This is a genomic window from Mesorhizobium sp. M0030, assembly GCF_040323695.1.
GTDB lineage: Bacteria > Pseudomonadota > Alphaproteobacteria > Rhizobiales > Rhizobiaceae > Mesorhizobium.
On sequence record NZ_JAMYVE010000006.1, the window covers coordinates 256,307 to 279,836 of the forward strand.

The 23,530-nt window shown below is 62.3% G+C and carries 27 protein-coding genes; 15 read left to right on the top strand and 12 right to left on the bottom strand.

Annotated features, from left to right (window positions below):
* Positions 1–155: 155 nt before the first annotated feature.
* The 4 genes from NKJ80_RS15295 to NKJ80_RS15310 all read right to left on the bottom strand — a co-directional run bounded on the left by NKJ80_RS15295 (position 156) and on the right by NKJ80_RS15310 (position 4,622).
* Positions 156–1,334: a BaiN/RdsA family NAD(P)/FAD-dependent oxidoreductase gene (locus tag NKJ80_RS15295; protein ID WP_352497849.1), complete on the bottom strand. Its 1,179-nt coding sequence runs from the start codon at positions 1,332–1,334 to the stop codon at positions 156–158.
* Positions 1,335–1,429: 95 nt separating this feature from the next.
* Positions 1,430–2,167, bottom strand: coding sequence for a dienelactone hydrolase family protein (locus tag NKJ80_RS15300; protein ID WP_352497850.1), 738 nt, complete (start codon positions 2,165–2,167; stop codon positions 1,430–1,432).
* Between the two features lie 104 nt (positions 2,168–2,271).
* Positions 2,272–2,958, bottom strand: a complete 687-nt coding sequence (locus NKJ80_RS15305; RefSeq protein WP_352497851.1) for a hypothetical protein — start codon at positions 2,956–2,958, stop codon at positions 2,272–2,274.
* Between the two features lie 89 nt (positions 2,959–3,047).
* Positions 3,048–4,622: a trimethylamine methyltransferase family protein gene (locus NKJ80_RS15310; RefSeq protein WP_352497852.1), complete on the bottom strand. Its 1,575-nt coding sequence runs from the start codon at positions 4,620–4,622 to the stop codon at positions 3,048–3,050.
* A gap of 259 nt (positions 4,623–4,881) precedes the next feature.
* Here NKJ80_RS15310 and NKJ80_RS15315 point away from each other — a divergent pair, with 259 nt between their 5' ends.
* Positions 4,882–5,580 (top strand): cobalamin B12-binding domain-containing protein, encoded by a 699-nt coding sequence (locus tag NKJ80_RS15315; RefSeq protein ID WP_023688118.1) that lies wholly within the window; start codon positions 4,882–4,884, stop codon positions 5,578–5,580.
* A gap of 88 nt (positions 5,581–5,668) precedes the next feature.
* Here NKJ80_RS15315 and NKJ80_RS15320 read toward each other — a convergent pair whose 3' ends face one another.
* The gene (locus NKJ80_RS15320) at positions 5,669–5,809 is read right to left on the bottom strand and encodes an entericidin A/B family lipoprotein (RefSeq protein WP_023688117.1); all 141 of its coding nucleotides are present in this window, start codon (positions 5,807–5,809) and stop codon (positions 5,669–5,671) included.
* Positions 5,810–5,874: 65 nt separating this feature from the next.
* Between NKJ80_RS15320 and NKJ80_RS15325 the strand changes: the two genes are divergently transcribed.
* The gene (locus NKJ80_RS15325; RefSeq protein ID WP_023733763.1) at positions 5,875–6,516 is read left to right on the top strand and encodes a DUF1638 domain-containing protein; all 642 of its coding nucleotides are present in this window, start codon (positions 5,875–5,877) and stop codon (positions 6,514–6,516) included.
* A 15-nt stretch (positions 6,517–6,531) separates the two neighbouring features.
* Here the strand turns inward: NKJ80_RS15325 and NKJ80_RS15330 are convergent, their stop codons facing one another.
* A complete protein-coding gene (locus NKJ80_RS15330) occupies positions 6,532–7,170 on the bottom strand; it encodes a hypothetical protein (RefSeq protein WP_023733764.1) in 639 nt (212 codons plus the stop codon).
* A gap of 11 nt (positions 7,171–7,181) precedes the next feature.
* On the opposite strand from NKJ80_RS15330, the gene NKJ80_RS15335 reads away from it, so the two are divergent.
* From NKJ80_RS15335 to NKJ80_RS15380, 10 genes are all read left to right on the top strand, one after another.
* Entirely contained in the window at positions 7,182–7,757 is a 576-nt protein-coding gene (locus tag NKJ80_RS15335; protein ID WP_023670399.1) for a DUF4893 domain-containing protein, read from the top strand.
* A gap of 110 nt (positions 7,758–7,867) precedes the next feature.
* The gene (locus NKJ80_RS15340; RefSeq protein WP_352497853.1) at positions 7,868–8,650 is read left to right on the top strand and encodes a formyl transferase; all 783 of its coding nucleotides are present in this window, start codon (positions 7,868–7,870) and stop codon (positions 8,648–8,650) included.
* 188 nt (positions 8,651–8,838) lie between these two features.
* Positions 8,839–9,141 carry a virulence factor gene (locus NKJ80_RS15345; RefSeq protein ID WP_023670397.1) on the top strand — a complete coding sequence of 101 codons (303 nt, stop codon included), beginning with the start codon at positions 8,839–8,841 and terminating at the stop codon, positions 9,139–9,141.
* The gene (locus tag NKJ80_RS15350; RefSeq protein ID WP_023688112.1) at positions 9,134–9,757 is read left to right on the top strand and encodes a methylenetetrahydrofolate reductase C-terminal domain-containing protein; all 624 of its coding nucleotides are present in this window, start codon (positions 9,134–9,136) and stop codon (positions 9,755–9,757) included. Before NKJ80_RS15345 ends, NKJ80_RS15350 begins: the two co-directional genes overlap by 8 nt.
* Positions 9,754–10,845, top strand: a complete 1,092-nt coding sequence (locus NKJ80_RS15355; RefSeq protein WP_023681780.1) for a methylenetetrahydrofolate reductase — start codon at positions 9,754–9,756, stop codon at positions 10,843–10,845. The genes NKJ80_RS15350 and NKJ80_RS15355 overlap by 4 nt, the downstream gene beginning before the upstream one ends.
* Before the next feature lie 80 nt (positions 10,846–10,925).
* Positions 10,926–11,906, top strand: a complete 981-nt coding sequence (locus NKJ80_RS15360) for a methyltetrahydrofolate cobalamin methyltransferase (protein WP_023688111.1) — start codon at positions 10,926–10,928, stop codon at positions 11,904–11,906.
* A gap of 22 nt (positions 11,907–11,928) precedes the next feature.
* The gene (locus NKJ80_RS15365; RefSeq protein WP_352497854.1) at positions 11,929–12,279 is read left to right on the top strand and encodes a hypothetical protein; all 351 of its coding nucleotides are present in this window, start codon (positions 11,929–11,931) and stop codon (positions 12,277–12,279) included.
* Positions 12,280–12,286: 7 nt separating this feature from the next.
* On the top strand, positions 12,287–14,356 hold the full coding sequence (locus NKJ80_RS15370; protein ID WP_023710777.1) for an ASKHA domain-containing protein: 2,070 nt from the start codon (positions 12,287–12,289) through the stop codon (positions 14,354–14,356).
* A 186-nt stretch (positions 14,357–14,542) separates the two neighbouring features.
* A complete protein-coding gene (locus tag NKJ80_RS15375) occupies positions 14,543–14,710 on the top strand; it encodes a hypothetical protein (protein WP_196813564.1) in 168 nt (55 codons plus the stop codon).
* Between the two features lie 251 nt (positions 14,711–14,961).
* Positions 14,962–15,927 carry an alpha/beta hydrolase gene (locus tag NKJ80_RS15380; protein ID WP_352497855.1) on the top strand — a complete coding sequence of 322 codons (966 nt, stop codon included), beginning with the start codon at positions 14,962–14,964 and terminating at the stop codon, positions 15,925–15,927.
* 1 nt (position 15,928) lies between these two features.
* Here NKJ80_RS15380 and NKJ80_RS15385 read toward each other — a convergent pair whose 3' ends face one another.
* A complete protein-coding gene (locus tag NKJ80_RS15385) occupies positions 15,929–16,828 on the bottom strand; it encodes a LysR substrate-binding domain-containing protein (RefSeq protein WP_023670389.1) in 900 nt (299 codons plus the stop codon).
* A gap of 202 nt (positions 16,829–17,030) precedes the next feature.
* Between NKJ80_RS15385 and NKJ80_RS15390 the strand changes: the two genes are divergently transcribed.
* From NKJ80_RS15390 to NKJ80_RS15400, 3 genes are all read left to right on the top strand, one after another.
* Positions 17,031–17,216 (top strand): hypothetical protein, encoded by a 186-nt coding sequence (locus NKJ80_RS15390; RefSeq protein ID WP_023691012.1) that lies wholly within the window; start codon positions 17,031–17,033, stop codon positions 17,214–17,216.
* Positions 17,217–17,581: 365 nt separating this feature from the next.
* Positions 17,582–17,716 carry a hypothetical protein gene (locus NKJ80_RS15395; protein ID WP_023691011.1) on the top strand — a complete coding sequence of 45 codons (135 nt, stop codon included), beginning with the start codon at positions 17,582–17,584 and terminating at the stop codon, positions 17,714–17,716.
* A gap of 349 nt (positions 17,717–18,065) precedes the next feature.
* On the top strand, positions 18,066–19,004 hold the full coding sequence (locus NKJ80_RS15400; protein ID WP_352497876.1) for a GlxA family transcriptional regulator: 939 nt from the start codon (positions 18,066–18,068) through the stop codon (positions 19,002–19,004).
* Positions 19,005–19,017: 13 nt separating this feature from the next.
* Here NKJ80_RS15400 and NKJ80_RS15405 read toward each other — a convergent pair whose 3' ends face one another.
* From NKJ80_RS15405 to NKJ80_RS15425, 5 genes are all read right to left on the bottom strand, one after another.
* Positions 19,018–19,815, bottom strand: coding sequence for an ABC transporter ATP-binding protein (locus tag NKJ80_RS15405; protein WP_352497856.1), 798 nt, complete (start codon positions 19,813–19,815; stop codon positions 19,018–19,020).
* A complete protein-coding gene (locus NKJ80_RS15410; RefSeq protein WP_352497857.1) occupies positions 19,812–20,585 on the bottom strand; it encodes an ABC transporter permease in 774 nt (257 codons plus the stop codon). The genes NKJ80_RS15405 and NKJ80_RS15410 overlap by 4 nt, the downstream gene beginning before the upstream one ends.
* A 105-nt stretch (positions 20,586–20,690) precedes the next feature.
* Entirely contained in the window at positions 20,691–21,641 is a 951-nt protein-coding gene (locus tag NKJ80_RS15415) for an ABC transporter substrate-binding protein (RefSeq protein ID WP_023670382.1), read from the bottom strand.
* Between the two features lie 99 nt (positions 21,642–21,740).
* Positions 21,741–22,586: a DUF1194 domain-containing protein gene (locus NKJ80_RS15420; protein ID WP_023691008.1), complete on the bottom strand. Its 846-nt coding sequence runs from the start codon at positions 22,584–22,586 to the stop codon at positions 21,741–21,743.
* A gap of 94 nt (positions 22,587–22,680) precedes the next feature.
* Positions 22,681–23,505 carry a M50 family metallopeptidase gene (locus NKJ80_RS15425; protein ID WP_023710779.1) on the bottom strand — a complete coding sequence of 275 codons (825 nt, stop codon included), beginning with the start codon at positions 23,503–23,505 and terminating at the stop codon, positions 22,681–22,683.
* Between the last annotated feature and the right edge of the window lie 25 nt (positions 23,506–23,530).

Sequence of the window (23,530 nt, forward strand, 5' to 3'; positions counted from 1 at the left end):
CGAGGCGACGGATACACGCGCAACAGGTGCGCTGAGATTCAGGTCAGGCCGAGCCGAAAACGATGGATTTCGAGAACCGGAGCGGAGCGTACTTTTGGTACGCGAGCACCGGAAGCACAGAAAGCCGTCGTTTGCAGGCCGGCCTCACCTGAATATCAGCACACCTGGCCCGAGGCCCAGCCGGACGACCAAGCCCACTGAAAATTATAGCCGCCCAGCCAGCCCGTGACATCGACGACTTCGCCGATGAAAAACAGCCCCGGCACGGATTTCGCCTGCATCGTCTTCTGATCGAGCCCGTTGGTATCGACACCGCCAAGCGTCACTTCCGCCGTGCGGTAACCCTCGGAGCCGGCCGGCTTGATGCGCCAGTCGTTGACGGCGGCTTCGACGGTTTTCATTTGCAGGTCTGTCAAATCAGCGAGATTGCCATCGATCCCACTGCGCTCGGCGACTGCTTGCGCAAGGCGCTTCGGCAAATGGTTTGCAAGCACCGTCTGCACCGCTTGCCTGCCGTTGACGCGCCGGGCGGCGCGAAGCAGTTCCGCCACATCCCTCCCCGGCAGCATGGCGATGCGGATCTCGTCGCCCTCGCGCCAATAGGACGATATTTGCAGGATGGAAGGCCCGCTCAAGCCGCGATGCGTAAACAGCATCGCTTCTGAAAACCGCGTCTTGCCGCAGGCGACTTCGGCATCGACGGCATTGCCGGCCAAAGGCGCCAGCCGCTCCAGCGTTCTTGCGTCGAAGGTAAGCGGCACCAGCGCCGGCCGTGTTTCCACCACCGCAAGGCCGAATTGCGCAGCAAGCTCGTAGCCGAAACCGGACGCGCCCATTTTGGGGATCGACTTGCCCCCGCAAGCCACGACCAGAGAATTGCAGGCGACGCTGCCAGTGGAGAGCGTCAGCACAAAACCGTCCGCGGCCTTGCTGACGTTCCTCACCTCGGTCGACAGCGCAAGTTCCACGCCCCCATCCTGCATTTCGGAGACCAGCATGTCGATGATCAGCCGCGCCGAGCCATCGCAAAACAGCTGTCCCAGCGTCTTCTCGTGATAGGCGACGCCGTGGCGTTCGACGAACTCGATGAAATCGCGCTGCGTGTAGCGGCTGAGCGCCGAGATGCAGAAATGCGGATTGCCCGAGATGAAATTCTTCGGGCTCGCATGGATGTTGGTGAAATTGCAGCGGCCGCCGCCGGAGATGCGGATCTTCTCGCCGGGCTTTGCCGCGTGATCGAGCACCAGGACCGAGCGGCCGCGCTTGCCGGCCTCGATGGCGCACATCATTCCGGCCGCACCGGCGCCGATCACCACGACATCATAGGATTGCATCAGGCTGTTCGTTCCCGCTCGACTGGCGCTGTTTTAACAGGCCGCGCCAATCGTGCAGTCTCTACCCGTTCGTTGCGACTTCAGGCAACGCCTCGTTAGATCAGCGTCTCGGCGAACAGCGTCGTCAATCGCTTCCAATGACGTTCGGCGCCGGCCGCGTTGAACACGCTGTGATCCGACACGCACCAGCCATGCGCCATGCCGGCATAGTTTTCGATGACGTGGTCGACTTCCGCCACGCGCAGCGCCTCGGCCAGTCGCGCCGACTGCTCCGGCGGAAAGCTGCGGTCCACCCCAGACGTTCCGACATAGACCCGCGCCTTGATCATTGCAGCCTTGCGGTGCGGACTGTCGGCGGCATCGCTGGCCAGATTGCCGCCATGGAAGCTTGCCGCCGCCACGATGCGATCGGGATAGGTTGCAGCCGCATTCAAGGCCCGCGCCCCGCCCATGCAGTAACCGACGACACCGACCGGTCCGGTGACACCTTCAGCGGTAAGCGTGTCGAGGAACGCCCTGCTGTCGCGGATGGTCATGTCCTGTGTCGTGCCGTGGACCAACGCCGTCAGCGCGACCTTGGTCTCCTCGACGACGAAAGCGGTCTTGGGCTCGAACGGCCCGTAGGGTGCTTTGCGATAGAAAAGATCCGGCACCAGCACGGCATAGCCCTCGCCTGCCAGCCGTTCCGCCATTGCGTCGAGCGCCGGTCGCGGACCGAAAGCGTCCATATAGAGAATGATGCCGGCCCTGGACGAGGAAGCGGTCGCCGAGCGGAACAGCCCGGCTTTCGCCACGCCGTCCCCGGTCTTGATCTCAATGTCCTGCTTCGCCATGGCCCGCTCCGTTAAATGTCGTGCGATACATATAAGCAGGCACCGTCAGGGCAAGCCGTTCCCTGACAATCCCGTTCAACACTTTGTGCGGGCTTTCGACCCGGCTACAGGCCGGCAAACGCCGTCATGTGAAAGGCCTGAACCTCAGGCGGATAGCGATGGGCCGTGCCATACGGACAGGCGTTGCGGTCGAGGCAGCCGCCGTCGCGGCATGGTTCGCCCTTCGATCCCCGCACATGCGCCAGGCAAGCCTGATGAGCGAAACCATCCGCGGAATAGGCGTCAACCGGACAGGATTTCAGGCAAGGTTTTGCAACACAGGCGTCGCAAAGGTGAATCGCTTCGCGACGTTCAGGAAGCGCGATCTCATCCTCGAACAGCAACGCGCCGCGATAGGCATGCCAGAGCCCGTACTGCGGATGCATCAGGATGCCCAGCGGCGACGGTCTCAGCCCCTCCGCTCGCATCGCCCATTGCTGGAACGGCAGATAAGGTCTGTCCGAAGGCGAAACGGCGCGCGCGCCGAATTTCTCCGCCACCGCACCGATCACTGCGCGCGACCATGTGTCGAGCGGATTAGCAATGGTTTGCGGTTGCCGGTCGCGCCAGCGCAGGAAATGCGGCCAGGGTGCCGCTCCCGCCTGCCCCACCAACAGCACGGATTTGGCGGGGGCAACTGAAGGGCCATGCGGCGGCGTTTCGCTTGTTGCGAAATTGAAGCCGCCGCGCAGCATGAGGCCGTCGGCGGAAAGCGCGGCCGCTATCTCGTCAGCCCGGCGCCGCGCAATCATCCCTTCTTGTCCGGGTCGGAGAAAGCGCTCCGCCAGACTTCCTTGTGGATGATGTTGGCGACTTTAGCCCCGCCTGACTCGGGCTCCTTTCAGGTGAAGGCGTCAGCCATCGACGCCTTCTTCGTCGCGATGTAGTCCTTCAGCCCGTCGTCGATGCCCGGATCGAGATACGGCGCCTCATAGGTCTCCAGCCAGCGGCGGGCGAGTTCGTTGGCGCGCTGCGGCGCTGTCTTCTCGCCCTCGGCCAGCCACTGCTCGTAGGAATTGTTGTCGGCGATGCTGGAGCGGTAGAAGGCGGTCTGGAAATTGGCCTGGGTGTGGTCGCAGCCGAGATAGTGGCTGCCCGGGCCGACCTGGCGGATGGCGTCCATCGCCTGGCCGTTTTCCGAGAGGTCGACGCCTTCGGAAAACTTTTGCGTCATGCCGAGCTGATCGATGTCCATCATGAATTTTTCGTAGCAGGACGCCAGTCCGCCTTCGAGCCAGCCGGCCGAATGCAGGACGAAATTGGTGCCGGCAAGAATGGTCGAGTTGAGCGTGTTGGCGCTCTCGTAGGCGGCCTGCGCATCCGGAACCTTGGAGGCGCAGAGCGAGCCGCCGGTGCGGAACGGCAGACCGAGCCGGCGGGCAAGCTGTGCGGCGCCGTAGGAAACCAGCGACGGCTCCGGTGTGCCGAAGGTCGGCGCACCAGACTGCATGGAGATCGACGAGGCGAAGGTGCCGAACAGCACCGGCGCGCCGGGACGGATCAACTGCGTGAAAGAGGCGCCGGCCAGCACCTCTGCCAGAACCTGCGTCAGCGTGCCGGCCACCGTGACCGGGCTCATCGCGCCGGCAAGGATGAACGGCGTGACGATGCAAGCCTGGTTGTGACGCGAATAAACCTTCAGCGCGCCCAGCATGGTTTCGTCGAACACCATCGGCGAATTGGCGTTGATCAGGCTGGTCAGCACGGTGTTGTTTTCGACGAAATCGTCGCCGAACACGATCTTGGCCATGGCGACGGTGTCTTCGGCCCGCTCTGGCGCCGTCACCGAACCCATGAACGGTTTGTCCGAATATTTGATGTGGCTGTAGATCATGTCGAGATGGCGTTTGTTGACCGGCACGTCGACCGGCTCGCAAACCGTGCCGCCCGAATGGTGAATCGACGGCGCCATATAGGCGAGCTTCACGAAATTCCGGAAATCCTCGATCGTCGCGTAGCGCCTGACACCGTCGAGATCGCGTACGAAGGGCGGACCATAGACCGGCGCGAAGACCGTGGCGTTGCCGCCGATCTGCACCGAACGTTCGGCGTTGCGCGCATGCTGGGTGTAGATGGGCGGCGCGGTCTTCAGCAGCGAGCGGCAGAGGCCCTTGGGAAAATGCACGCGCTCGCCCTTGACGTCGGCGCCCGCCTCTTTCCAAAGCTGCAGCGCCTCGGCGTCGTCGCGAAAGATGATGCCGATCTCTTCCAGCACCGCATCGGTGTTGTTTTCGATAATCGCCAGGCCTTCCTCGTTGAGGACCTCATAGATGTTGATCTTGCGCTTGATATAGGTGAGCTGGGTGCCCGGTCCGCCGCCCGAGCGCGCCGCCCGCCTTGCAGCCGCGCCGCCGCTGGCAGCACGTCCACGTCGCGCATTGGACGCTTCCTGGTCGACTGACGCGTTTTCACTCATGATCGTTTTTCCCTAAAAACCGTTTGCGGCCGCGTAGGCGGCTTCTCGCCCGGATCGTAGCCATGCACCCTATTCGAAACGGCCCGCCAGCGCCAACGCCTGTCGCAAAATCGACAAGAATTCCAATAGATTTGCGGTCGCTTTCCTTTTGCGGGAAGTCGCAAATCAGCTATGGATACCTGCCCCCGCCGGGTTAGGTATTGACGCGATTATTTTAAGCCGCCGTGATCGCATCCGCGCGGCAAGGAGCCCGAGAAAAATGGCCGACGACGAGATCATCCTCTCCGAGCTTTCCGACGACGAGTTGGTGCAGCAGATGCACGACGATCTCTATGACGGACTGAAGGAAGAGATCGAGGAAGGCACCAACATCCTGCTCGAGCGCGGCTGGGTGCCCTACAAGGTGCTGACCGAAGCTCTGGTCGAAGGCATGCGCATCGTCGGCGAGGACTTTCGCGACGGCATCCTGTTCGTTCCCGAGGTGCTGCTGTCGGCCAACGCGATGAAAGCCGGCATGTTCATCCTGCGCCCGCTGCTGGCCGCCACCGGCGCGCCGAAGCAGGGCAAGATGGTGATCGGCACCGTCAAGGGCGACATCCACGACATCGGCAAGAACCTCGTCGGCATGATGATGGAAGGTGCCGGCTTCGACGTCATCGATCTCGGCATCAACAATGCGGTGGAAAAATACCTCGACGCCATCGAGCAGCACCAGCCCGACATTATCGGCATGTCGGCGCTTTTGACCACGACCATGCCTTACATGAAGGTCGTCATCGACACGATGAAGGAAAAGGGCATCCGCGACGACTATGTCGTCCTGGTCGGCGGCGCGCCGCTAAACGAGGAATTCGGCAAGGCCGTCGGCGCCGATGCCTATTGCCGCGACGCGGCTGTGGCGGTCGAGACCGCCAAGGACTTCATGAAGCGCAAGCATAACGTGCGCGCTTCAGCCTGATCTGTTCCGCAAGGCGTCTGGGCCACAATCGAAAGCCGCGCCTTGCAGCGCGGCTTTTTTGTTCCAGCTATTGGAACGGATGGCTGCGTCAGGGTTTGGTGACGGTGTCGTCGACGGCTTTCGCAGTCGATTTGATATCCCGGCCGACACCACGGACGGTGTTGGCACAGGCCGTAAGCGCCAGGATGCAGGCAAGGATTGCAATCGGCGCAACGCGTAACAGTTTCATGGACGGTTTATCCCTCTCTCGATAGATTCGCCCCACAGCAACGAAGGCCGCTTCGACCGGGTTCTATGGCCAGAATGCAAAAAACGAAACCGAATCAGGACGACAGGCTGCTAGTCATCGCCTGCGGAATGATTGCGCGCGAAGTTTTGGCCGTCAAGGAGCAGCTCAAGCTCGACCATCTCGACCTGACCTGCCTGCCGGCGGAGTTCCATTTCTACCCCGACCGCATCGCACCGGCGATGGACAAGGCGATCGAAAAGGCCAAGGCGGAAGGCTATAGCAACATCTTCGTTGGCTATGCCGATTGCGGTACCGGCGGCATGCTCGACCGGGTCCTGGAGAAGCACGGCGTCGAGCGCATGGCCGGGCCGCACTGCTTTGCCTTCTACCAGGGCATGGACGCCTATGCGAAGGTCGCCGACGACGACATGATGTCGTTCTACATGACCGATTTCCTGTGCCGCCAGTTCGACGCCTTCTTCATGAAGCCGCTCGGCCTCGACAAGCACCCGGAGCTGATCAAGGACTATTTCGGCAACTACCAGAAGCTGATCTACATCGCCCAGACCGACGATCCGGAACTCGACAAGGTCGCCGAGAAGGCCGCGAAGATGCTTGGCCTCGCCTATGAGCGCCGCTCGACCGGCTATGGCGACCTGACGGCTGAATTGGCGCGGGTGGCGGCACATCCAGAAGAATTGCGTTAGGCGCCCGACTTCGGATTATTTGCTCTCCGGTTGCGGATCCGACACGAAATCGACAACGCGGCCGTTGTCTAACCGGATCGGCCCTCTTGCAGTTGGATCCTTGCGCAAAGCCTCTGCAAGCAGAGCGTCGACTGTGTCGAGATTGACCTGCAGAATTGTGCGGTCGCCCAGTTCCCAGTACTCGCCTTCATCGAAGACGTCGAACTTGTCGAAAAAAGGAGCAACTTTGCGAAGCAACTCGATGATCTCGATATGCGCCTCCGACCCCGCAAACTGGGTCTTGCAATATTGCTGCATGAAGAGGTCCCTGTCGAACTCGAACCTTAGGCGATCCGACTTGGGATGCGGCTGGCATTCTATCCCCAAGACCGGGCCGATATAGTCAACGCTGCGTTCGTCGATGACCCGGTTGAGAACCATTTCGGCCTCGTCTATCGGCCGAAATCGCCAGTCTCGAGCGATGGCAAGCGCTTCAACTTCCTGCAACAGCGCAACATATTGTTCCTCTCCGCGCAGTTGTCCCTCAAAATGGATTGTAACCCCCACGCGCACCTCCCGCGGAACATACCGCTGTTTAAGCACGGATGACAGGCCGCCGCGAATGGGTAAGTGTGCACTGGAAGATAGAATCGGCTGCTCCAGCCGCGCCAACATGGATACCACCGATGACCCCTCGCGTCCTGCTTGCCGCCCTTGGCCTCCTCTGCCTCGTCTTGCCCGCTCGCGCCGACGGCGAGGTGCAGAAGATCATCACGCCTGCCGACAAGGTTCGCCTCGACAAATATGGCGAGACCCGCAAGGCGGCGCTGGCCGAGGCAAAAGCGGGAGACCCGGCTGAGGTCAGCCAACTCGACGCGCTGCTGGCAAAGCCGATAGTGGCCTTTTCCGACAAGGACCTGAGCGGCAACTGGCAATGCCGAACCATCAAGGTGGGCCTGACCGGCCCGCTGGTCATCTATGGCTGGTTCAAGTGCAAGGTCACGGACGATGGCTCCGGCTGGCAGCTGGAAAAGGTCAGCGGCTCGCAACGCACCAAGGGCCGTTTCTTCGACGATAGCGAAAAACGCGCGATCTATCTCGGCTCCGGCTATGTCAATGACAACAAGCCAAAACCCTATGGCAGCGGCCCGGAAAGCGACCAGGTCGGCTATGCCTTCCGCACCAGCGCCAATGAATGGCGCATCGAATTCCCGGCGCCCTACTACGAATCGAAACTCGACATCATCGAGTTCAAGCGCTGATCCGTTGGTCTCTCGCTGGCCGGGCGGTCATCAAGATTTAACCTCGCCCGGCACAGAATTGAGCCGGGCAGCGCACGGCAAATGGTTGCGCGCCGGCAAGAAAGCGTGCCATGGCATCAGCGGTTGAAAAAAGTGCTGCGATCGTCATCGTCACCGAAGGCGGACCGCACATCTGGGCCATCGTCAACGCCATCGCCGACCAGTTCGGTCCTGTCAGCGTCATCCTCGAAAGCCCTGAATCCAAAAAACAATTGCTGCTCGGCCGGGCGCGCCGCCAGGGCTTGTTTTCGGCCATCGGCCAGCTTGGCACGATGGTGTTGACGAGGCTCGGCAAGCGCTTCTTCGCTGGCCACGCAGAGCGGCTCATCGCCGATCAGAAGCTTGAGACCGAGCCGAAGCCGGGACAAAAGATCATCCACGTCTCCTCCGCCAACGCAGCCGATTGCCTGCAGGCGATCGCCGACATCCGCCCGGGCGTGGTGCTGCTCGCCGGCTGCCGGCTCTTGTCCCGGCAGACGCTGGCGCAAATGCCCTGCCCGGTGCTCAACTACCACGCCGGCATCGCGCCGAAATACCGCGGCATGAATGGCGGCTACTGGGCGCTGGCCTCCGGCGATCTCCAGAATTTCGGCACCACCGTGCATCTGGTCGACGCCGGCGGCGACACCGGCGGCGTGTTGAAACAGGCGCGCGGCAAGCCGGAGCCCGGCGACACTATTTCGAGCTATGCGTTGCGCCAGGCGGCGTTCTCGCGTGACATCTGCGTCGAGGCGGTCCGCGGTGCCTTGGACGGAAAGTTGGCCACGATCAAGCCGGACCTGCCCTCGAAACAATGGTACCACCCGACGATCTGGTTCTATCTCTGGACTGGCCTGACCAAGCGGGTTTGGTAGCCAGCCTTCCCTCGGAATCTCGCCTTTCTTTTTGCGACTCTCAATAGCGTCGCTTTTGAATGCGCGCGCGTCGTCCCATAACAAGCAGCCCCACTGCGCATCCGGCAATGCTCACACCAGCTGGATAAAGTGGTGGAACGTCGTTTCCCTCATGGACGCACGGCGCTCTACAGGGAGTGAGAGAATTCATGGCCGATCTGATTGTCGTCTATTGGCGCGACATCCCCGCCCAGGTCATCGTCAAGAAGGGCCGGCAGAACGCCAAGCGCGAACTGCCGCTGCGCTTCACCGAGGCGATCGATATGTGCGCCATGCGCACCGGCGCCGGCGGCACCGACGATTACCTCGCCGAATGGCGCAAGGCCGATCCAATCCCGGTCGGCGACGACCTCGAAGCCGAGGTCGAGAAGGCATTCAGCGACATCGACGCGAAATACGACCGCGAGCGGCTGGTCGCTCTGGTCAAGGCGGGCGGGAAAGAAAATGTCTGAAACCACTCCTGCCAAAGAGGGGCCAAGGGTTACCCAGCCGGTTACCCAGGCCACTCAGGTCAAGAAAGCAGCGCCGAAATCCGACTACAAGCCGGCCGACGTGTCGCCGCAGCGGCGCGTGCAGCGGTCGTTTGCCATCAGGCTGTGGTCCATCCGGCACTCGCGATTGCTCGAATGGTTCTACTCCAGGTTCGCCGACATGTTCCTGCTTCTTCATCCGCTTTGGAAAGGCCTCGGCTATGGGCGCGTCGAGGCGCCGATCAAGTTTGTCGAAAGGCGCGTCAAGGGCTTCATGTTCGACTGCCGCATGTGCGGCCAGTGCATCCTGTCCTCGACCGGCATGTCGTGCCCGATGAACTGCCCCAAACAGCTGCGCAACGGCCCTTGCGGCGGTGTGCGCGCCAACGGCAATTGCGAGGTCGAGCCCGATATGCCTTGCGTCTGGGTTAAGGCCTGGGAAGGCTCGCGGAACATGGAGCATGGCGACAGGATCCTGACCGTGCAGAAGCCGGTCGACCAGTCGCTGCGCGAAACCTCGGCCTGGCTGCGGGTGACGGCCCAGTCGGCAGCGGCCCGTGAAGCAGCGGCCAAAGCCAACACTGGAGCGGCCGCGTGATCGGCCGCCAGCGCGATGAAAACCCGGCCGGCATCCATCTGCCGCTCGATCCGCTGCCCGGCCACTCCTCGCGTGGCCGGCTGGAGCGTGTGCTGCGGCGCGGCGAATTCGCGGTCACCACCGAGCTCAACCCGCCCGACAGCGCCGATCCCGAAGACGTCTATAACCGCGCGAAAATCTTCGACGGCTGGGTCGACGCCATCAATGCCGTCGATGCCTCCGGCGCCAACTGCCACATGTCGTCGGTCGGCATTTGCGCGCTGCTCACCCGCATGGGCTACGCGCCGATCATGCAGATCGCCTGCCGCGACAGGAACCGCATCGCCATCCAGGGCGACGTGCTGGGCGGTGCCGCCATGGGGGTCGCCAACATGCTGTGCCTCACCGGCGACGGCGTCCAGGCCGGCGACCAGCCCGGCGCCAAGCCTGTCTTCGACCTCGATTCCATGTCGTTGCTGGAAACCTGCCGCATCATGCGCGACAACGGCAAGTTTCTGTCCGGCCGCAAGTTGACGACGCCGCCGCAAATTTTCCTCGGCGCCGCCGTCAACCCCTTCGCGCCACCCTTCGATTTCCGCCCGATCCATCTCGGCAAAAAGATCGCCGCCGGCGCGCAGTTCGTGCAGACGCAGTATTGCTTCGACGTGCCGATGTTCAGAACCTTCATGCAGAGGGCGCGGGACTTGGGGCATACGGAAAAAGTTTTCATCCTGTGCGGCGTCGGCCCGCTGGCTTCGGCCAAGACGGCCAAATGGATCCGCTCCAACGTGCCCGGGATCCATATTCCCGATGCCATCATCAAGCGGCTGGAAGGCGCCCAGGACCAGAAGAAGGAAGGCAAGCAGCTCTGCACCGACATCATCAACGAGGTGAAGGAAATTCCTGGTGTCTCCGGCATCCATGTGATGGCCTATCGCCAGGAGGAATATGTCGCCGAGATCGTCGATGAATCGGGTGTGCTGAAAGGCCGCCAGCCATGGAAACGTGAGATCCGCCACGACGATCAGATGGTCGCCGACCGGCTCGAGAGCATACTCCACGACGACATTACCGAAACGCAGGTGGATATGGTGAAGACCGCGCACTGACAGCGCGGACGGCCAGCCATTCGCTTGAATGAAACCAGACAACGATATAAAGAAATCTTTATATCAGGCGGAGAGACTTCATGACCCGGACCATCGTCGCCTCGGCGACACGAGAGATCATCATCGGCTTCGACCAGCCTTTCTGCGTCATCGGCGAGCGCATCAACCCGACCGGCCGCAAGAAGCTGGCCGCCGAGATGATCGCCGGCAATTTCGAGACCGTCATCAAGGATGCGCTGGAACAGGCCGCCTGCGGCGCCACGATGCTCGACGTCAATGCCGGCGTCACCTCCGTTAATCCGAACGAAACCGAACCCGGCCTGCTGGTGCAGACGCTGGAGATCGTCCAGGGCCTGGTCGACCTGCCGCTGTCGATCGACTCGTCGGTGACCGCCGCCATCGAGGCAGCGCTCAAGGTCGCCAAGGGCCGGCCGCTGGTCAACTCCGTGACCGGCGAAGAGGAAAAGCTCGAAGCCATCCTGCCGCTGGTCAAGAAGTATAATGTTCCGGTCGTCGCGATCTCCAACGACGAGACCGGCATTTCGATGGACCCGGATGTGCGCTTCGCCGTCGCCAAGAAGATCGTGCAGCGCTGCGCCGATTTCGGCATTCCCGCGCATGACGTCGTCGTCGACCCGCTGGTGATGCCGATCGGCGCGCTCGGCGATGCCGGCCGCCAGGTCTTCGCGCTGTTGCGCCGCCTGCGTGAAGAGCTCAAGGTCAACACCACCTGCGGCCTGTCCAACATCTCGTTCGGCCTGCCGCACCGCCACGGCATCAACGCCGCCTTCATCCCGATGGTGATCGGCGCCGGCATGACCTCGGCGATCATGAACCCGGTGCGCCCGCAGGAAATGGAAGCCGTGCGCGGCGCCAATGTGCTCAACGGCACCGACGAGAACTGCACCAACTGGATCAGGACCTACAAGGACTACAAGCCGGCCGAAGGCGGCCAGGCGGTCGCAGCGCCCACCGCGGTTAACGCTCCGGGCGAAGGCGGCGGCAATGGCAATGGCGGTCGCCGTCGCGGCGGCCGTGAAGCCCGCATGGCCAGGGGATAGAGCGAGACAGGACACGGTTTTCTTGACAGATCAAGACCGCACAAGGCCTGAAATGCCGAACTGGCAGGTAATTCTGCGAGTGGCTTTTTGCAGCGTATTTATGCTTTTGGCCGGGTCCTATGCCTTCGGCTATCTGAGTCATGAATACCTCCGGTATTTTGTTCTGTGTATCTACGCCACTGCCTTTCTAATGTTTGTCCTGATCGCATTTCCACTTCTGCTCGAGGCAATTCCCGCAAGGACATTGGACCGGCAAAGACTGGACAATTTCTCCATGTTTTGGCTGCGATGGTATCCGCTGCCGCTCATCGCTTCCTATCTGGCAAGCCTCGCATATGTGAAATCTTTTCCCAGTGCCGGCTTAGTCGAGTAATGAAAATATGAACTCGCCTGCAAACATTACTGATCCGCTCGTGCTGTTCATGCCGTCAGGCAAGCGCGGGCGGTTTCCCGTCGGCACACCGGTGCTCGATGCCGCGCGTCAGCTCGGCGTCTATGTCGAGAGCGTCTGCGGTGGCCGCGCCACCTGCGGTCGCTGCCAGATCGAAGTGCAGGAAGGCAATTTCGCCAAGCACAAGATCGTCTCGTCCAACGACCACATCTCGCCCAAGGGCGCCAAGGAAGAGCGCTATGAGCGCGTCCGCGGCCTGCCCGAGCGGCGCCGCCTGTCCTGCTCGGCGCAGATTCTCGGCGACCTCGTCATCGACGTGCCGCAGGACACGGTTATCAACGCCCAGACCATCCGCAAGGATGCCGACACGCGCGTCATCGCCCGCGATGCGGCGATCCGCATGTGCTATGTCGAGATCGAAGAGCCCGACATGCACAAGCCGCTGGGCGATCTCGACCGCCTCAAGATCGCCTTGATGAAGGATTGGGGCTTTAAAAACCTCGAATTCGACTTCTACCTGATGCCGCAGATGCAAGGCATACTGCGCAAGGGTAACTGGACCGCGACCGCGGCCATCCACAAGGATGCCGAAAGCGACATCGCCCGCGTCATAGCACTCTGGCCCGGCCTCAAGAACGAGGCCTATGGACTGGCCTGCGACATCGGCTCGACCACCATCGCCATGCATCTGGTGTCGTTGCTGTCGGGCCGCGTCGCCGCTTCGTCGGGCACCTCCAACCCGCAGATCCGCTTCGGCGAGGATCTGATGAGCCGCGTCTCCTATGTGATGATGAACCCGGACGGCCGCGAAGGCATGACGGTCGCCGTGCGCGAGGCGATCTCGGGCCTGGTCGACAAGGTCTGCGCGGAAGGCAATGTCCAGCGCAACGACATCCTGGATTCCGTCTTTGTCGGCAATCCGATCATGCACCATCTGTTCCTCGGCATCGATCCGACCGAACTCGGCGGCGCGCCCTTCGCACTCGCCGTCTCGGGCGCGGTGCGCATCAAGGCCTCCGATATCGGCCTGAAGCTCAACCAGGGCGCCCGCCTCTATATGCTGCCTTGCATTGCCGGCCATGTCGGCGCCGACGCCGCAGCCGTGACGCTGTCGGAAGGCCCGCATCGCCAGGACGAGATGATGCTGATCGTCGACGTCGGCACCAATGCCGAGATCGTGCTTGGCAACCGCAAGCGGGTGGTCGCAGCCTCCTCGCCCACCGGTCCCGCCTTCGAGGGCGCGGAAATCTCCGGCGGCCAGCGCGCTGCCCCCGGCGCAATCGAGCGCGTGCGCATCGACCCCGATACGCTGGAGCCGAAATACCGCGTCATCGGCTCTGAACTCTGGTCCGACGACCCCGGCTTCCTGGATAGCGTGCAGGCGACCGGCGTCACCGGCATTTGCGGCTCCGGCATCATCGAGATCGTGGCCGAAATGTACCTCGCCGGCATCATCTCCGAGGATGGCGTCATCGACGGGTCGCTGGCCGAGCGGTCGCCGCGCGTCACGGTCAACGGCCGCACCTTCTCTTATGTCTTGAAGGAAGGCGAACCCAAGATCACCATCACGCAGACCGACGTGCGCGCCATCCAGCTTGCCAAGGCGGCGCTCTATGCCGGCACCAAGCTTCTGATGGAAAAGCAGAACACCGAACACGTCGACCGCATCCATTTCGCCGGCGCCTTCGGCTCGTTCATCGATCCGAAATACGCCATGGTGCTCGGCCTGATCCCGGACTGCGACCTCGACAAGGTCTCGGCCGTCGGCAACGCCGCCGGCGCCGGTGCGCGGATGGCGCTGCTCAACCGCGGCTATCGCCGCGAGATCGAGGACACGGTCAGCCACATCGAGAAGATCGAGACCGCACTGGAGCCGAAATTCCAGGAGCATTTCGTCTACGCCATGGCGCTTCCCAACAAGGTCGATCCGTTCCCGAAACTGTCGGCGGCGGTGAAATTGCCGCCACGCAAGACCGTCAGCGAGGATGGCGTCGCCGGCGACGCCGCCCCGCGCCGGCGTTCGCGCGAAGGCCATGCCGCCAGGCGCAGCCGGGAATAAGCCGCCTTACGAAAGCCGCCAATTCGCCCAATTTCATTTGTATGCAAATGTTTCCAGATCGCACCGATCTGGAAACCGAAACGCTGTTTTGGCGCAATCCGTCCGATACAGACGTGAAGCATTTAACGGACATCGAATGGCGGACCGGACTATTCCGCCGCCACAACGCTCCAAAGGAGAATAGAGATGTTCGAGACCCTGGGCCGTTTTCGTGCGGCCATGAAGAATGCACAGGCCGTGCGCGCCATGAACAACCTGCCACCCGAAATCCAGAAGGACATCGGCTGGCCCGTGTCGCCGCGCATCGACGCCCAGACCAACCTGTCGCGTCTGATCCTGGGCTCGGGCCGCTGATGACCTTCGCCGACAAGTGCAAATTGCTGACCAAGCGCCGGGGCCGCCGCATGGTCCCGGCTGCGACCGACGTCAAGCTGCGCGCCGCGCTGCTGCCCCGGCGCTGAGCCGCGCTGCGCAAAACAGCGGACCTGGCTGATCAAACAACCGTGTTGGCTTGGGCCAGAATCTTGACATTTCGGCTGGAGGTACGATCTTCGAGACAGTGGGGGAATTCTCTTAGTCGGCTGCGGCCGAGCTTGTGTACGCGAATGCCCAGTTTCAAAAGCCACCTCGTTTCCTTCATCCTCCGGCACAGCCGCAAGAAGGCATTTGCCAGCCCGGAAAACCTGCAGCGCTGGATCGCCTATGCCCGCAAGACCGAGGATCATCATCCCCCGGCATTGCTGCGGGAGCAGCTCGATATCACCGAGCGCAGCGTCGATGGCTTTCCCGTCTACGAGATTGCGCCGAAGGCGGGCGAACGCAGGCGCATCCTCTACATGCATGGCGGCGCCTATGTCTTCCAGATCACATCCTATCATTGGGGGTTGATCGCCGAGATGGCCGAGCGCTTGGGTTTCGGTATCACCGTGCCGATCTATCCCATTGCGCCGGAGCATGATTTCCACGCCATGTTCGGCATGGTCGGCGACGTCTACCGGCAGATGCTGGATGAGACGGACGCCGAAGACATCGTCTTCATGGGCGATTCCGCGGGCGGCAACATGGCCGTCGTGCTGACCATGATGGCGGCTGAGGAAGGCCTGCCCTTGCCGTCGCGCCACGTGCTGATTTCACCCGGCCTCGACATGTCGCTGTCCAACCCCGAAGTGTTCGAGGCGGAACGCAACGATCCGTGGCTCGGCATTTCCGGCGGGCTGGAAGCGATCCGCATGTACAGTGCCGGCATTGATCGCAGCGACTGGCACATCAGCCCGCTCTATGGCGATCTCTCGGTGCTGCCGAAGACCCTGCTTCTGACCGGCTCGCACGACCTGCTCAGCCCCGACAATCTGATCTTCGCCAAAAAGGCACGCGCTGCCGGCGTCGATATCGACGTCGTCTATGAGGAAGGCATGTTCCACGTCTGGCCGCTGATCGAGATGCCGGAGGCGCGTCGCGCCAGGGACAGCATCGTCGCCTTCCTTGAAGGTGAGCCCACCAAGCGGCGCGCAACCGCGCGGCGCACGGCGCGACCCGCTCTCGCGGCGCGCCCTGCCGAAGCAGCGGAATAAATCAGAACTTCCCGGTTTCGCGGAACAGTTCGAAGGTCGCGCGGATGTGGTCGGCGACCGCCTTGACCGGGGCGCTGGCGTCCGGCGACACCACCATCGCCAGATTATAGGTGCCGATATCGGGCATGCCGTCCTTCGGGCAGAGCTCGACCATGTCGTTGCCGAGGAATGACTTCGGCAGTGGCGCCACGGCGAGATCGGACATGATGGCGGCGCGCTGGCCGGCGGTGTGGGCGCTCATATAGGCGATGCGATAGTTGCGACCCTCACGGCTCAGCGCATCGAGCGCGCCGGCCCGCCAGGCGCAGCCCTCTTCCCACAGCGACACCGGCAAAGGCTCGCGCAGATGCGCGCTGCCGCCCTTGGCGCCGGCCCAGACGATCGGCTCGGTGAGCAGCACCTCGGCGCCGAGTGCGCTGGTCTTGTAGGAATTGGTCAGCAGCGTGATGTCGAGCGCCCGGTCGTCCATGCGGCGGCGCAGATTGCTGCTCTGGTCGATGGTGACGTCGACGGCAATCGACGGATGCGACTGCGCGAAACGCTTCAGCACATGCGGCAACACGCGCTCGCCATAGTCGTCCGGCGAGCCGAGCCGCACCACGCCGACGATCTCGGGGATGATGAACTTCGACACCACCTCGCGGTTGATCGACAACAGCCGGCGGGCATAACCGAGCAGCATCTCGCCATCCGTGGTCAGCGTCACCGAGCGCGCATCCCGCGCGAAAACAGAGCGCCCGAGAATGTCCTCGAGCTTCTTGATCTGCATGGAGACCGCCGACGGCGTGCGGAACACCGCATTGGCCGCCGTGGTGAAACTGCCGGTCTCGGCAATGGCCACGAAGGTGCGCAAAACGTCGAGATCGAGCAGCGGCAGCGGATGATTGAGTGGGGCGTTCATCGGGATGGACCTTCAATTTTTCTGATGTGAAGCATCATTCCATTTCGTTTGATTGAACATCAGATTGGGAGGATAGTCAACTCCATCGAAGGCAGGACGTGCCATGGCTCCAACGCTCCTGACACGGAATTGCACTCGATGCGGAATATCCAGGCGACGGAACGCGTTCATGCGGGACGTGCCACAACCAAAGGAGAATGAAATGTCTATCCTGTCATCCATCGGTCGGCTTGCGACCGAGTTCAGCGCGGCCCGCGCCCGCTTCCAGACCGAACGTGCGATCCGCTCGCTGCCGATCGAACTGCAGAAGGATATCGGCTGGCCTGAAGCTGCCGACACCAAGACCGGTGCACGCCGCGGCGTCGGATCCTGGGCTGGAGCAAAGTAAACCATTGTGTACCTTGTGCTGAAGGCCTGCCGCGCAGACCAGCCCGGCAGGCCTTCTCTATTTTACCCCGCAGGCTTTTCTCCAACTTATTTGCATTCAAATGATTTTCAGAGCCATGTCGCCGCTGCATGGCGTATATGCGTCACTTGCATGGCGCCTCAATGTCGCCGGTAACACGCTGTAAGTAATCGTAAATTTTGGGCACCATGCCCAATAATGTCGCAAACGATGTCGCATTTCCATTCAAGCGCTTCGCATTTGCGATTTAGTTTCTGCTCACGCAGGCCTATATCGACGCCAGCAAACGAGCTGCCCCACTCCATCAAGCGAAGGCGACCCGTCTGAGCAACCGATAGGAGATGATGATGAAGCTTTTTGCCCGCCTCTTTGCCCGCCGCGAAATCAACTTGACGACCGCTCTCGAGCGCCAGCGCCTTGCCAACACCATGCCCGGCCAGACCGGCGCCATGAATGCGGTGCGACTCGGTTTCGTTGCCTGAGATAACGGCTAGCGCTCAGCGCTTCCCTGCCGCTGCCGATAGTCGATAACAGCGCCGCTTCGGCTTGACCGAAGCGGCGTTTCTCGTTTTTGGCACCTATGCCGCCGAAACCATGCCCAATCCGTCGGCAGCCCGTGCCTGTCATCCCGGACGATTGCTCATTTGCGACCCATGTCGCAAATATAGTTTCCGCTTAGCCCCCTAGCCAATTGACAGGAATGGTTTTTCCTGATGTCGCTGTGCTGTTCGCGACATCCTGTTCGCGCCATGGCTGCGTGAGGTTCCCTTGAACGCCGTAAAGCATCCGATCAAGCGATCGTTTGTATTCTTCCTTGTCCCGGACTTCACCATGATCGCCTTTGCGACGGCGCTCGACCCGCTGCGCTCGGCCAACCGCATGCTTGGCTATGAGGCCTATCGCTGGCGCTTGGCCAGCATCGACGGCAAGCCGGTGCGCGCCTCCAACGGCGTCGAATGCGCCGTCAACACCTCGCTCGAGGAAGAGCGCAAGAAGATGGCCGGACCGGATCGGCCGAACATGGCCATCGTCTGCAGCGGCATGAATGTCGAGCGCTACCAGAACAGGTCTGCCTTCGCCTGGCTGCGCGAGGAATATAACAGAGGCGTCGCCGTCGGTGGCCTGTGCACCGGCGCGCATATCCTTGCCGCCGCGGGCCTGCTCTCCAACAAGCGCTGCGCCATCCATTGGGAAAACCTGCCGGGCTTTTTCGAGGCTTTTCCGAAGGCCAATGTCTTTGCCGACCTCTTCGAGATCGACCAGAACATCTACACCTGCGCCGGCGGCACCGCCGCCCTCGACATGATGCTGAAGCTGATCGGCGACGATTTCGACGACAATCTGGTCAACCGCGTCTGCGAGCAGGTGTTGACCGACCGCGTGCGCAGCCCGACCGACCGCCAGCGCCTGCCGCTGCGCGCGCGCCTGGGCGTCCAGAATTCCAAGGTGCTGACCATCATCGAACTGATGGAAGGCAATCTCTCCGAACCGCTGTCGCTGATCGAGATCGCCGACCATGTCGACCTGTCGCGCCGCCAGATCGAGCGCCTGTTCCGCACCGAGATGGGCAGATCCCCTGCCCGCTACTACTTGGAAATCCGCCTCGACCGCGCCCGGCACCTGCTGATTCAGTCGTCGATGCCGGTGGTCGAGGTAGCGGTCGCCTGCGGCTTCGTCTCGGCCTCGCATTTCTCCAAATGCTACCGCGAACTCTACGCCCGCTCGCCGCAGCAGGAGCGCGTCGACCGCAAGCAGCTGCTGGCGGCCTGATCCGAAAACGCACTCAGGCTTCGGCGGGCTGCGCCTGCGCCGTCCGCATCGCCTCGACGCGGATATCCTCGGTCAGCTGCGCCTTGAGCGCCGAGAATTCCGGGCTGGTCTTCAGCGTGTAGTGGCGTGGATGGGGCAGGTCGATGGCGACATCCGACTTGATTCGGCCTGGCCGCGCGCTCATCACGATCACCCGCGAAGCCATGAAGATCGCCTCCTCGATGTCGTGGGTGACGAACAGCACTGTCTTCTTGCGCCGCTCCCAGATGCCGAGCAGCAGTTCCTGCATCAGTCCGCGCGTCTGGTTGTCGAGCGCACCGAACGGCTCGTCCAGCAACAGGATTTCGGGGTCGTTGGCCAGCGCCCGGGCGATCGCCGTGCGCTGCTGCATGCCGCCGGACAGCTGCTTTGGCCAATGGTTCTCGAAGCCCTTCAGCCCGACGAGGTCGACATAGGAAGCGACGATCCCGTCTCGCTCCTTTTCGGCCATGCCACGTTCGCGCAGGCCGAAGGCGATATTCTGCGCCACCGTCAGCCACGGAAACAGCGTGTAGGACTGGAACACCATGCCGCGATCCGGTCCCGGCTGCGTCACCGCGTTGCCGTCAAGCAGCACACGGCCTTCGCTCGGCGCTTCCAGTCCGGCAACGATCCTGAGCAGCGTCGACTTCCCGCAGCCGGACGGCCCCAGAATGGTGATGAAGTCGTTGGCGGCGACCGCAAAGTCGACCGGCATCAGCGCCTTGACCGGCTGCCCGCCACGCACGCCGGCGAAGGTTCGCGAGACGCCTTCGATAAGCAACTTGCTCATGCCAGGCTCCAGGGGAAGAGCCAGCGATTGAACGCCTTGAAGGCGAAGTCGGACAACAATCCGATCAGCCCGATGACGATGATGCCGAAGATGATCTGCCCTGTCGCCAGCCGCGATTGGCTGTTGATGATCATGTAGCCGATGCCTGAGGACGAACCGATCAGCTCGGCGACGATGACATAGGTCCAGGCCCAGCCGAGCACCAGCCGCAGCGTCTCGGCAATCTCGGGCGCATTGGCCGGCATGATGACCCGTTTGACGATGCCATTGTTGGTCGAGCCCAGCGTATAGGCCGCCTCGACCAGGTCGCGCCGCGTCGCGCCGACCTTGACCGCGACGATCAGGATGATCTGGAACACCGAGCCGACGAAGATGACCAGCAGCTTTTCCAGCTCGCCAATGCCGGCCCACAGGATGAGCAGCGGAATGAAGGCCGAAGCCGGGAGGTAGCGGGCGAAGGAGACGAACGGTTCCAGAAACGCCTCTATTGGCTTCCAGGCGCCCATGGCGATGCCGATCGGCACGGCGACGATCGACGCCAGCAGGAACCCGCCGAAGACCCGCCAGATGGTGATCAATATGTCGAGCCAGAAGCGATCCTCGACCAGCAGCCGCCAGCCATCCCGCAGCATTGACAGCGGATCGGCGAGGAAGATGCGGTTGACGTGGCCGCCAAGCGTGATCCACGCCCAGAAGGCGACGAACAGCACGAAGAAGGAAATGCCAAGCACGGTTCGAATGCCCGGCGACACCGGATGCAAGGGGCGCATCTTCAGATCGTCCGCATCGTCAGATCGTCCCCATGCTCAGTCGCGTTGCCCGGTAGAAAGCGGCGGCGCGCTGGCACCGCCGCATGATGGTCAAAGGCCGGACTATCAGTTCGCCACCGCGCTGGTATCGGCAAGCGCTGCAACATCTGGCGCTTCCTTGATCAACCCCATCTGCAGCAGAAGCTCGCCGGCGGTCTTGGAAAAGTCCTGGAATTCCTTGGTGAAGAACTGCTTGTTCTCCGCCTTGTCGGCCCATTTCAGGTATTTCGCCGAATCCTCGAATTCTTTCGCAGACTGCTTCACGTCGGCGCCCATGATCTCGTAGGATCTCTGCGGATCGCTCTTGATCAGGTCGAGCGCTTCGAAATAGCTGTCGGCCAACGCCTTGGCGGCGTCGGGATTGGCGGTGAGGAATTCAGGCGTGCAGCCGACCGTGTCGAGCACCATCGGGTAGTCGAGCGTGGTCGCCAATATGTGGCCCTGATCGGACTTGTCGCGCACCGCCGAGATGAACGGCTCATAGGTGACCGCCGCATCGTTCTGGCCGGCGAGGAAGGCTTGCGCCGCCGCATCCGGTTCCAGGTTGACGACGGTCACATCCTTGGTCGACAGGCCGTTCTTGTTCAGCACCCAGGCCAGCATGAAATAGGGCGACGTGCCCGGCGCCGAGGACGCGACATTCTTGCCCTTGAGGTCGGCGACGGTCTTGATGTCGTTGCGCACGACAATGCCGTCGGCGCCATAGGATTTGTCGAGCTGGAAGATCTGCTTGGTGGTGACGCCGCTGGCGTTCCACACCAGCCAGGTCTCGACCGTGGTGGCGGCGCATTGCAGATCGCCGCTGGCGATGGCGAGCGGCCGGCTGGCCTGCGGCACCTTCTTCAGGGTCACGTCGAGGCCATGCTTCTCGAAGATGCCGGCCTGCTTGGCGAGCGTCAGCGGCGCAAAGCCGGTCCATCCGCTGATGCCGATGGTGACCGATGTGGCAGCCTCGGCCGGCACGGATATTGCAGCCGCAAGCGCCAATACCGCGGCAGCGACGATGGTCTTGTTCATGTCGGTTCCCCTTGTTTTTTCGGATGCCGAATTGTGTCACAGACGCCCATGGGCTTGTCAATGAAACCGGCCCTTCACGGCAGCGTGATGATGCGAACGCTAACGCGCATCGAACATCCAGCTGCGGTCGCGCCACATCTTTTCGCCGACCTGGCAGTCGGTCGGCCGGTCCTGCGCCAGCACCACCGGCGGATGCCCGGCCTCCTCGCGCGCCCGTTGCGGCGAAGCGGCGCCGGCCAGCTCCAGCACCAGCTTGCGGCGGATGGCTTCGGGAAACTGCGTCCAGTCATTGACCGGGATCATGAAGGATCCGGGACCGCCGATGACGCAGTCGCTGTAGTAGCGGTCGAGATTGTTGACGTCATAGGCGCCGCCGAACCCGCCGCGCGTCATCAGCGGCAGGCCGTTGATGATGATGCCTTGCTTGACCACCGCGTCGCGGGTGATGTCGACGGGCGCGCCCTGGTTGTTGGGCCCGTCGCCGGAAATATCGATGACGCGCTTTGTCCCCTGAAAACCGCTTTCGGCGAAGAGATCGCTGCCGAATTCCAGCGCGCCGGAAATCGAGGTGCGCCGGGCGCTGGCCGGCGGATGGGCGGAAAGCTGCGCGGCCACCCGCTCGGCATCGGCCCGGCTGGCGATCACCGTCCACGGCACGACGACCTGCTGCGTGGTCGCTCCCGCCCATTCGACATAGGTGACGGCGACCTTGCCGTAGGCGCCATCGGCGATGGCCTGCAGAACATTGTCGTGCGTCAGCGCAGCAGCATAGCCGTGACGCTGGATTTCAAGTTCGCCCGGCGACATCGACAGCGACACGTCGACGGCCAGCACCAGCTCGACGTCGACCGGCTCGGCGGCTTGAACCGGCGGCACCAGCCAGAGCCCCAGCGCCAGCGCGGCGCTGCCTGAAAGGAAATGTCGTGCGCAAGAAAAAGCAGACATACCCGAAGGTAAGCGAAAACCGGCTGCTGACAAAGCAAAAAGCCGGGACTGAGGGCTTCTACATCTAACCCCGAAACGGCGGCGCGGTTCGGCCTCATTTGTTGATGGGTCGCCCACCTTTGCCGCGCCATTCCACGTCGTCGGCTCCGGCCTTCGCCGCTTCCGGGTTTGGACGGGACTTCTTTCTGCCGGTGCCACGAAGCGCCCTCCAGTTCGGCTTGAATGATGGCGGCAGCCACAACAGGATGCCTGCTATCGCGGCGGGCAGGATCACGGCGAAACGCAATACCGACAGCACGACACCGCAGAACCCGACGATACGCGCCGCCCGCCCCTCGCCGAAGCGCCGCGCAAGCAGATGCCGCGCGATCACCCCACCATCCAGAGGGTATGCCGGTAGAATGTTGAGGACGGCGAGTACTCCATTCAACATGGCGCCGATCCATAGCGTCCACGCAAGATAAGTCATCGGCATTGGAGGCGGCGCACTGAACAAGCTGTCCGATTCGACAGGCGCCAAAGGTTTGGCGATCAGATAATAGGAAGCAGCGAAAAACGCCGCCAACAGGATGTTGGTCAGGGGTCCGGCAAACGCAATCCACGCCCAACCATAGGACGACGTGGCGCCGCGCTTGAAGTAGGCAACCCCGCCAAACAGATAAAGCTCAATCCTGTTGGTGCCGATCCCTTGCCGGTGGGCAACCCATGTGTGCGCCAGTTCGTGCAGGAACACCGATACGAAAAACAGTGCGGCAAAGATCGATGTGTGGATCAGCGCGGTTTTGGGACGCGTCGACCACTCGTGCAGAAAGGGCAGGACAACCGGGATGGCAAAGGTCCAGCTGACGAGAACGGGGATGTTCCCATTCACGCTGAACACCAGCGCATCGCTCTTCCTGTCCCAGCCAAATCGCCGCAAGTGCTTCACTCCGCCCGAAGCGACG

What these genes read in the sequence shown, in the direction of transcription:
- NKJ80_RS15345 (WP_023670397.1), top strand. Translation starts at nt 8,839, where the DNA reads ATGGCCGATCTGATTGTCGTCTATTGGCGCGACATCCCCGCCCAGGTC.
- NKJ80_RS15415 (WP_023670382.1), bottom strand. Translation starts at nt 21,641, where the DNA reads ATGAACAAGACCATCGTCGCTGCCGCGGTATTGGCGCTTGCGGCTGCA.
- NKJ80_RS15305 (WP_352497851.1), bottom strand. Translation starts at nt 2,958, where the DNA reads ATGATTGCGCGGCGCCGGGCTGACGAGATAGCGGCCGCGCTTTCCGCC.
- NKJ80_RS15385 (WP_023670389.1), bottom strand. Translation starts at nt 16,828, where the DNA reads ATGAACGCCCCACTCAATCATCCGCTGCCGCTGCTCGATCTCGACGTT.
- NKJ80_RS15350 (WP_023688112.1), top strand. Translation starts at nt 9,134, where the DNA reads ATGTCTGAAACCACTCCTGCCAAAGAGGGGCCAAGGGTTACCCAGCCG.
- NKJ80_RS15395 (WP_023691011.1), top strand. Translation starts at nt 17,582, where the DNA reads ATGAAGCTTTTTGCCCGCCTCTTTGCCCGCCGCGAAATCAACTTGACG.
- NKJ80_RS15340 (WP_352497853.1), top strand. Translation starts at nt 7,868, where the DNA reads ATGGCATCAGCGGTTGAAAAAAGTGCTGCGATCGTCATCGTCACCGAA.
- NKJ80_RS15390 (WP_023691012.1), top strand. Translation starts at nt 17,031, where the DNA reads ATGTCTATCCTGTCATCCATCGGTCGGCTTGCGACCGAGTTCAGCGCG.
- NKJ80_RS15295 (WP_352497849.1), bottom strand. Translation starts at nt 1,334, where the DNA reads ATGCAATCCTATGATGTCGTGGTGATCGGCGCCGGTGCGGCCGGAATG.
- NKJ80_RS15400 (WP_352497876.1), top strand. Translation starts at nt 18,066, where the DNA reads ATGATCGCCTTTGCGACGGCGCTCGACCCGCTGCGCTCGGCCAACCGC.
- NKJ80_RS15330 (WP_023733764.1), bottom strand. Translation starts at nt 7,170, where the DNA reads ATGTTGGCGCGGCTGGAGCAGCCGATTCTATCTTCCAGTGCACACTTA.
- NKJ80_RS15410 (WP_352497857.1), bottom strand. Translation starts at nt 20,585, where the DNA reads ATGCGCCCCTTGCATCCGGTGTCGCCGGGCATTCGAACCGTGCTTGGC.
- NKJ80_RS15325 (WP_023733763.1), top strand. Translation starts at nt 5,875, where the DNA reads ATGGCCAGAATGCAAAAAACGAAACCGAATCAGGACGACAGGCTGCTA.
- NKJ80_RS15360 (WP_023688111.1), top strand. Translation starts at nt 10,926, where the DNA reads ATGACCCGGACCATCGTCGCCTCGGCGACACGAGAGATCATCATCGGC.
- NKJ80_RS15300 (WP_352497850.1), bottom strand. Translation starts at nt 2,167, where the DNA reads ATGGCGAAGCAGGACATTGAGATCAAGACCGGGGACGGCGTGGCGAAA.
- NKJ80_RS15405 (WP_352497856.1), bottom strand. Translation starts at nt 19,815, where the DNA reads ATGAGCAAGTTGCTTATCGAAGGCGTCTCGCGAACCTTCGCCGGCGTG.
- NKJ80_RS15380 (WP_352497855.1), top strand. Translation starts at nt 14,962, where the DNA reads ATGCCCAGTTTCAAAAGCCACCTCGTTTCCTTCATCCTCCGGCACAGC.
- NKJ80_RS15310 (WP_352497852.1), bottom strand. Translation starts at nt 4,622, where the DNA reads ATGAGTGAAAACGCGTCAGTCGACCAGGAAGCGTCCAATGCGCGACGT.
- NKJ80_RS15335 (WP_023670399.1), top strand. Translation starts at nt 7,182, where the DNA reads ATGACCCCTCGCGTCCTGCTTGCCGCCCTTGGCCTCCTCTGCCTCGTC.
- NKJ80_RS15320 (WP_023688117.1), bottom strand. Translation starts at nt 5,809, where the DNA reads ATGAAACTGTTACGCGTTGCGCCGATTGCAATCCTTGCCTGCATCCTG.
- NKJ80_RS15370 (WP_023710777.1), top strand. Translation starts at nt 12,287, where the DNA reads ATGAACTCGCCTGCAAACATTACTGATCCGCTCGTGCTGTTCATGCCG.
- NKJ80_RS15375 (WP_196813564.1), top strand. Translation starts at nt 14,543, where the DNA reads ATGTTCGAGACCCTGGGCCGTTTTCGTGCGGCCATGAAGAATGCACAG.
- NKJ80_RS15315 (WP_023688118.1), top strand. Translation starts at nt 4,882, where the DNA reads ATGGCCGACGACGAGATCATCCTCTCCGAGCTTTCCGACGACGAGTTG.
- NKJ80_RS15420 (WP_023691008.1), bottom strand. Translation starts at nt 22,586, where the DNA reads ATGTCTGCTTTTTCTTGCGCACGACATTTCCTTTCAGGCAGCGCCGCG.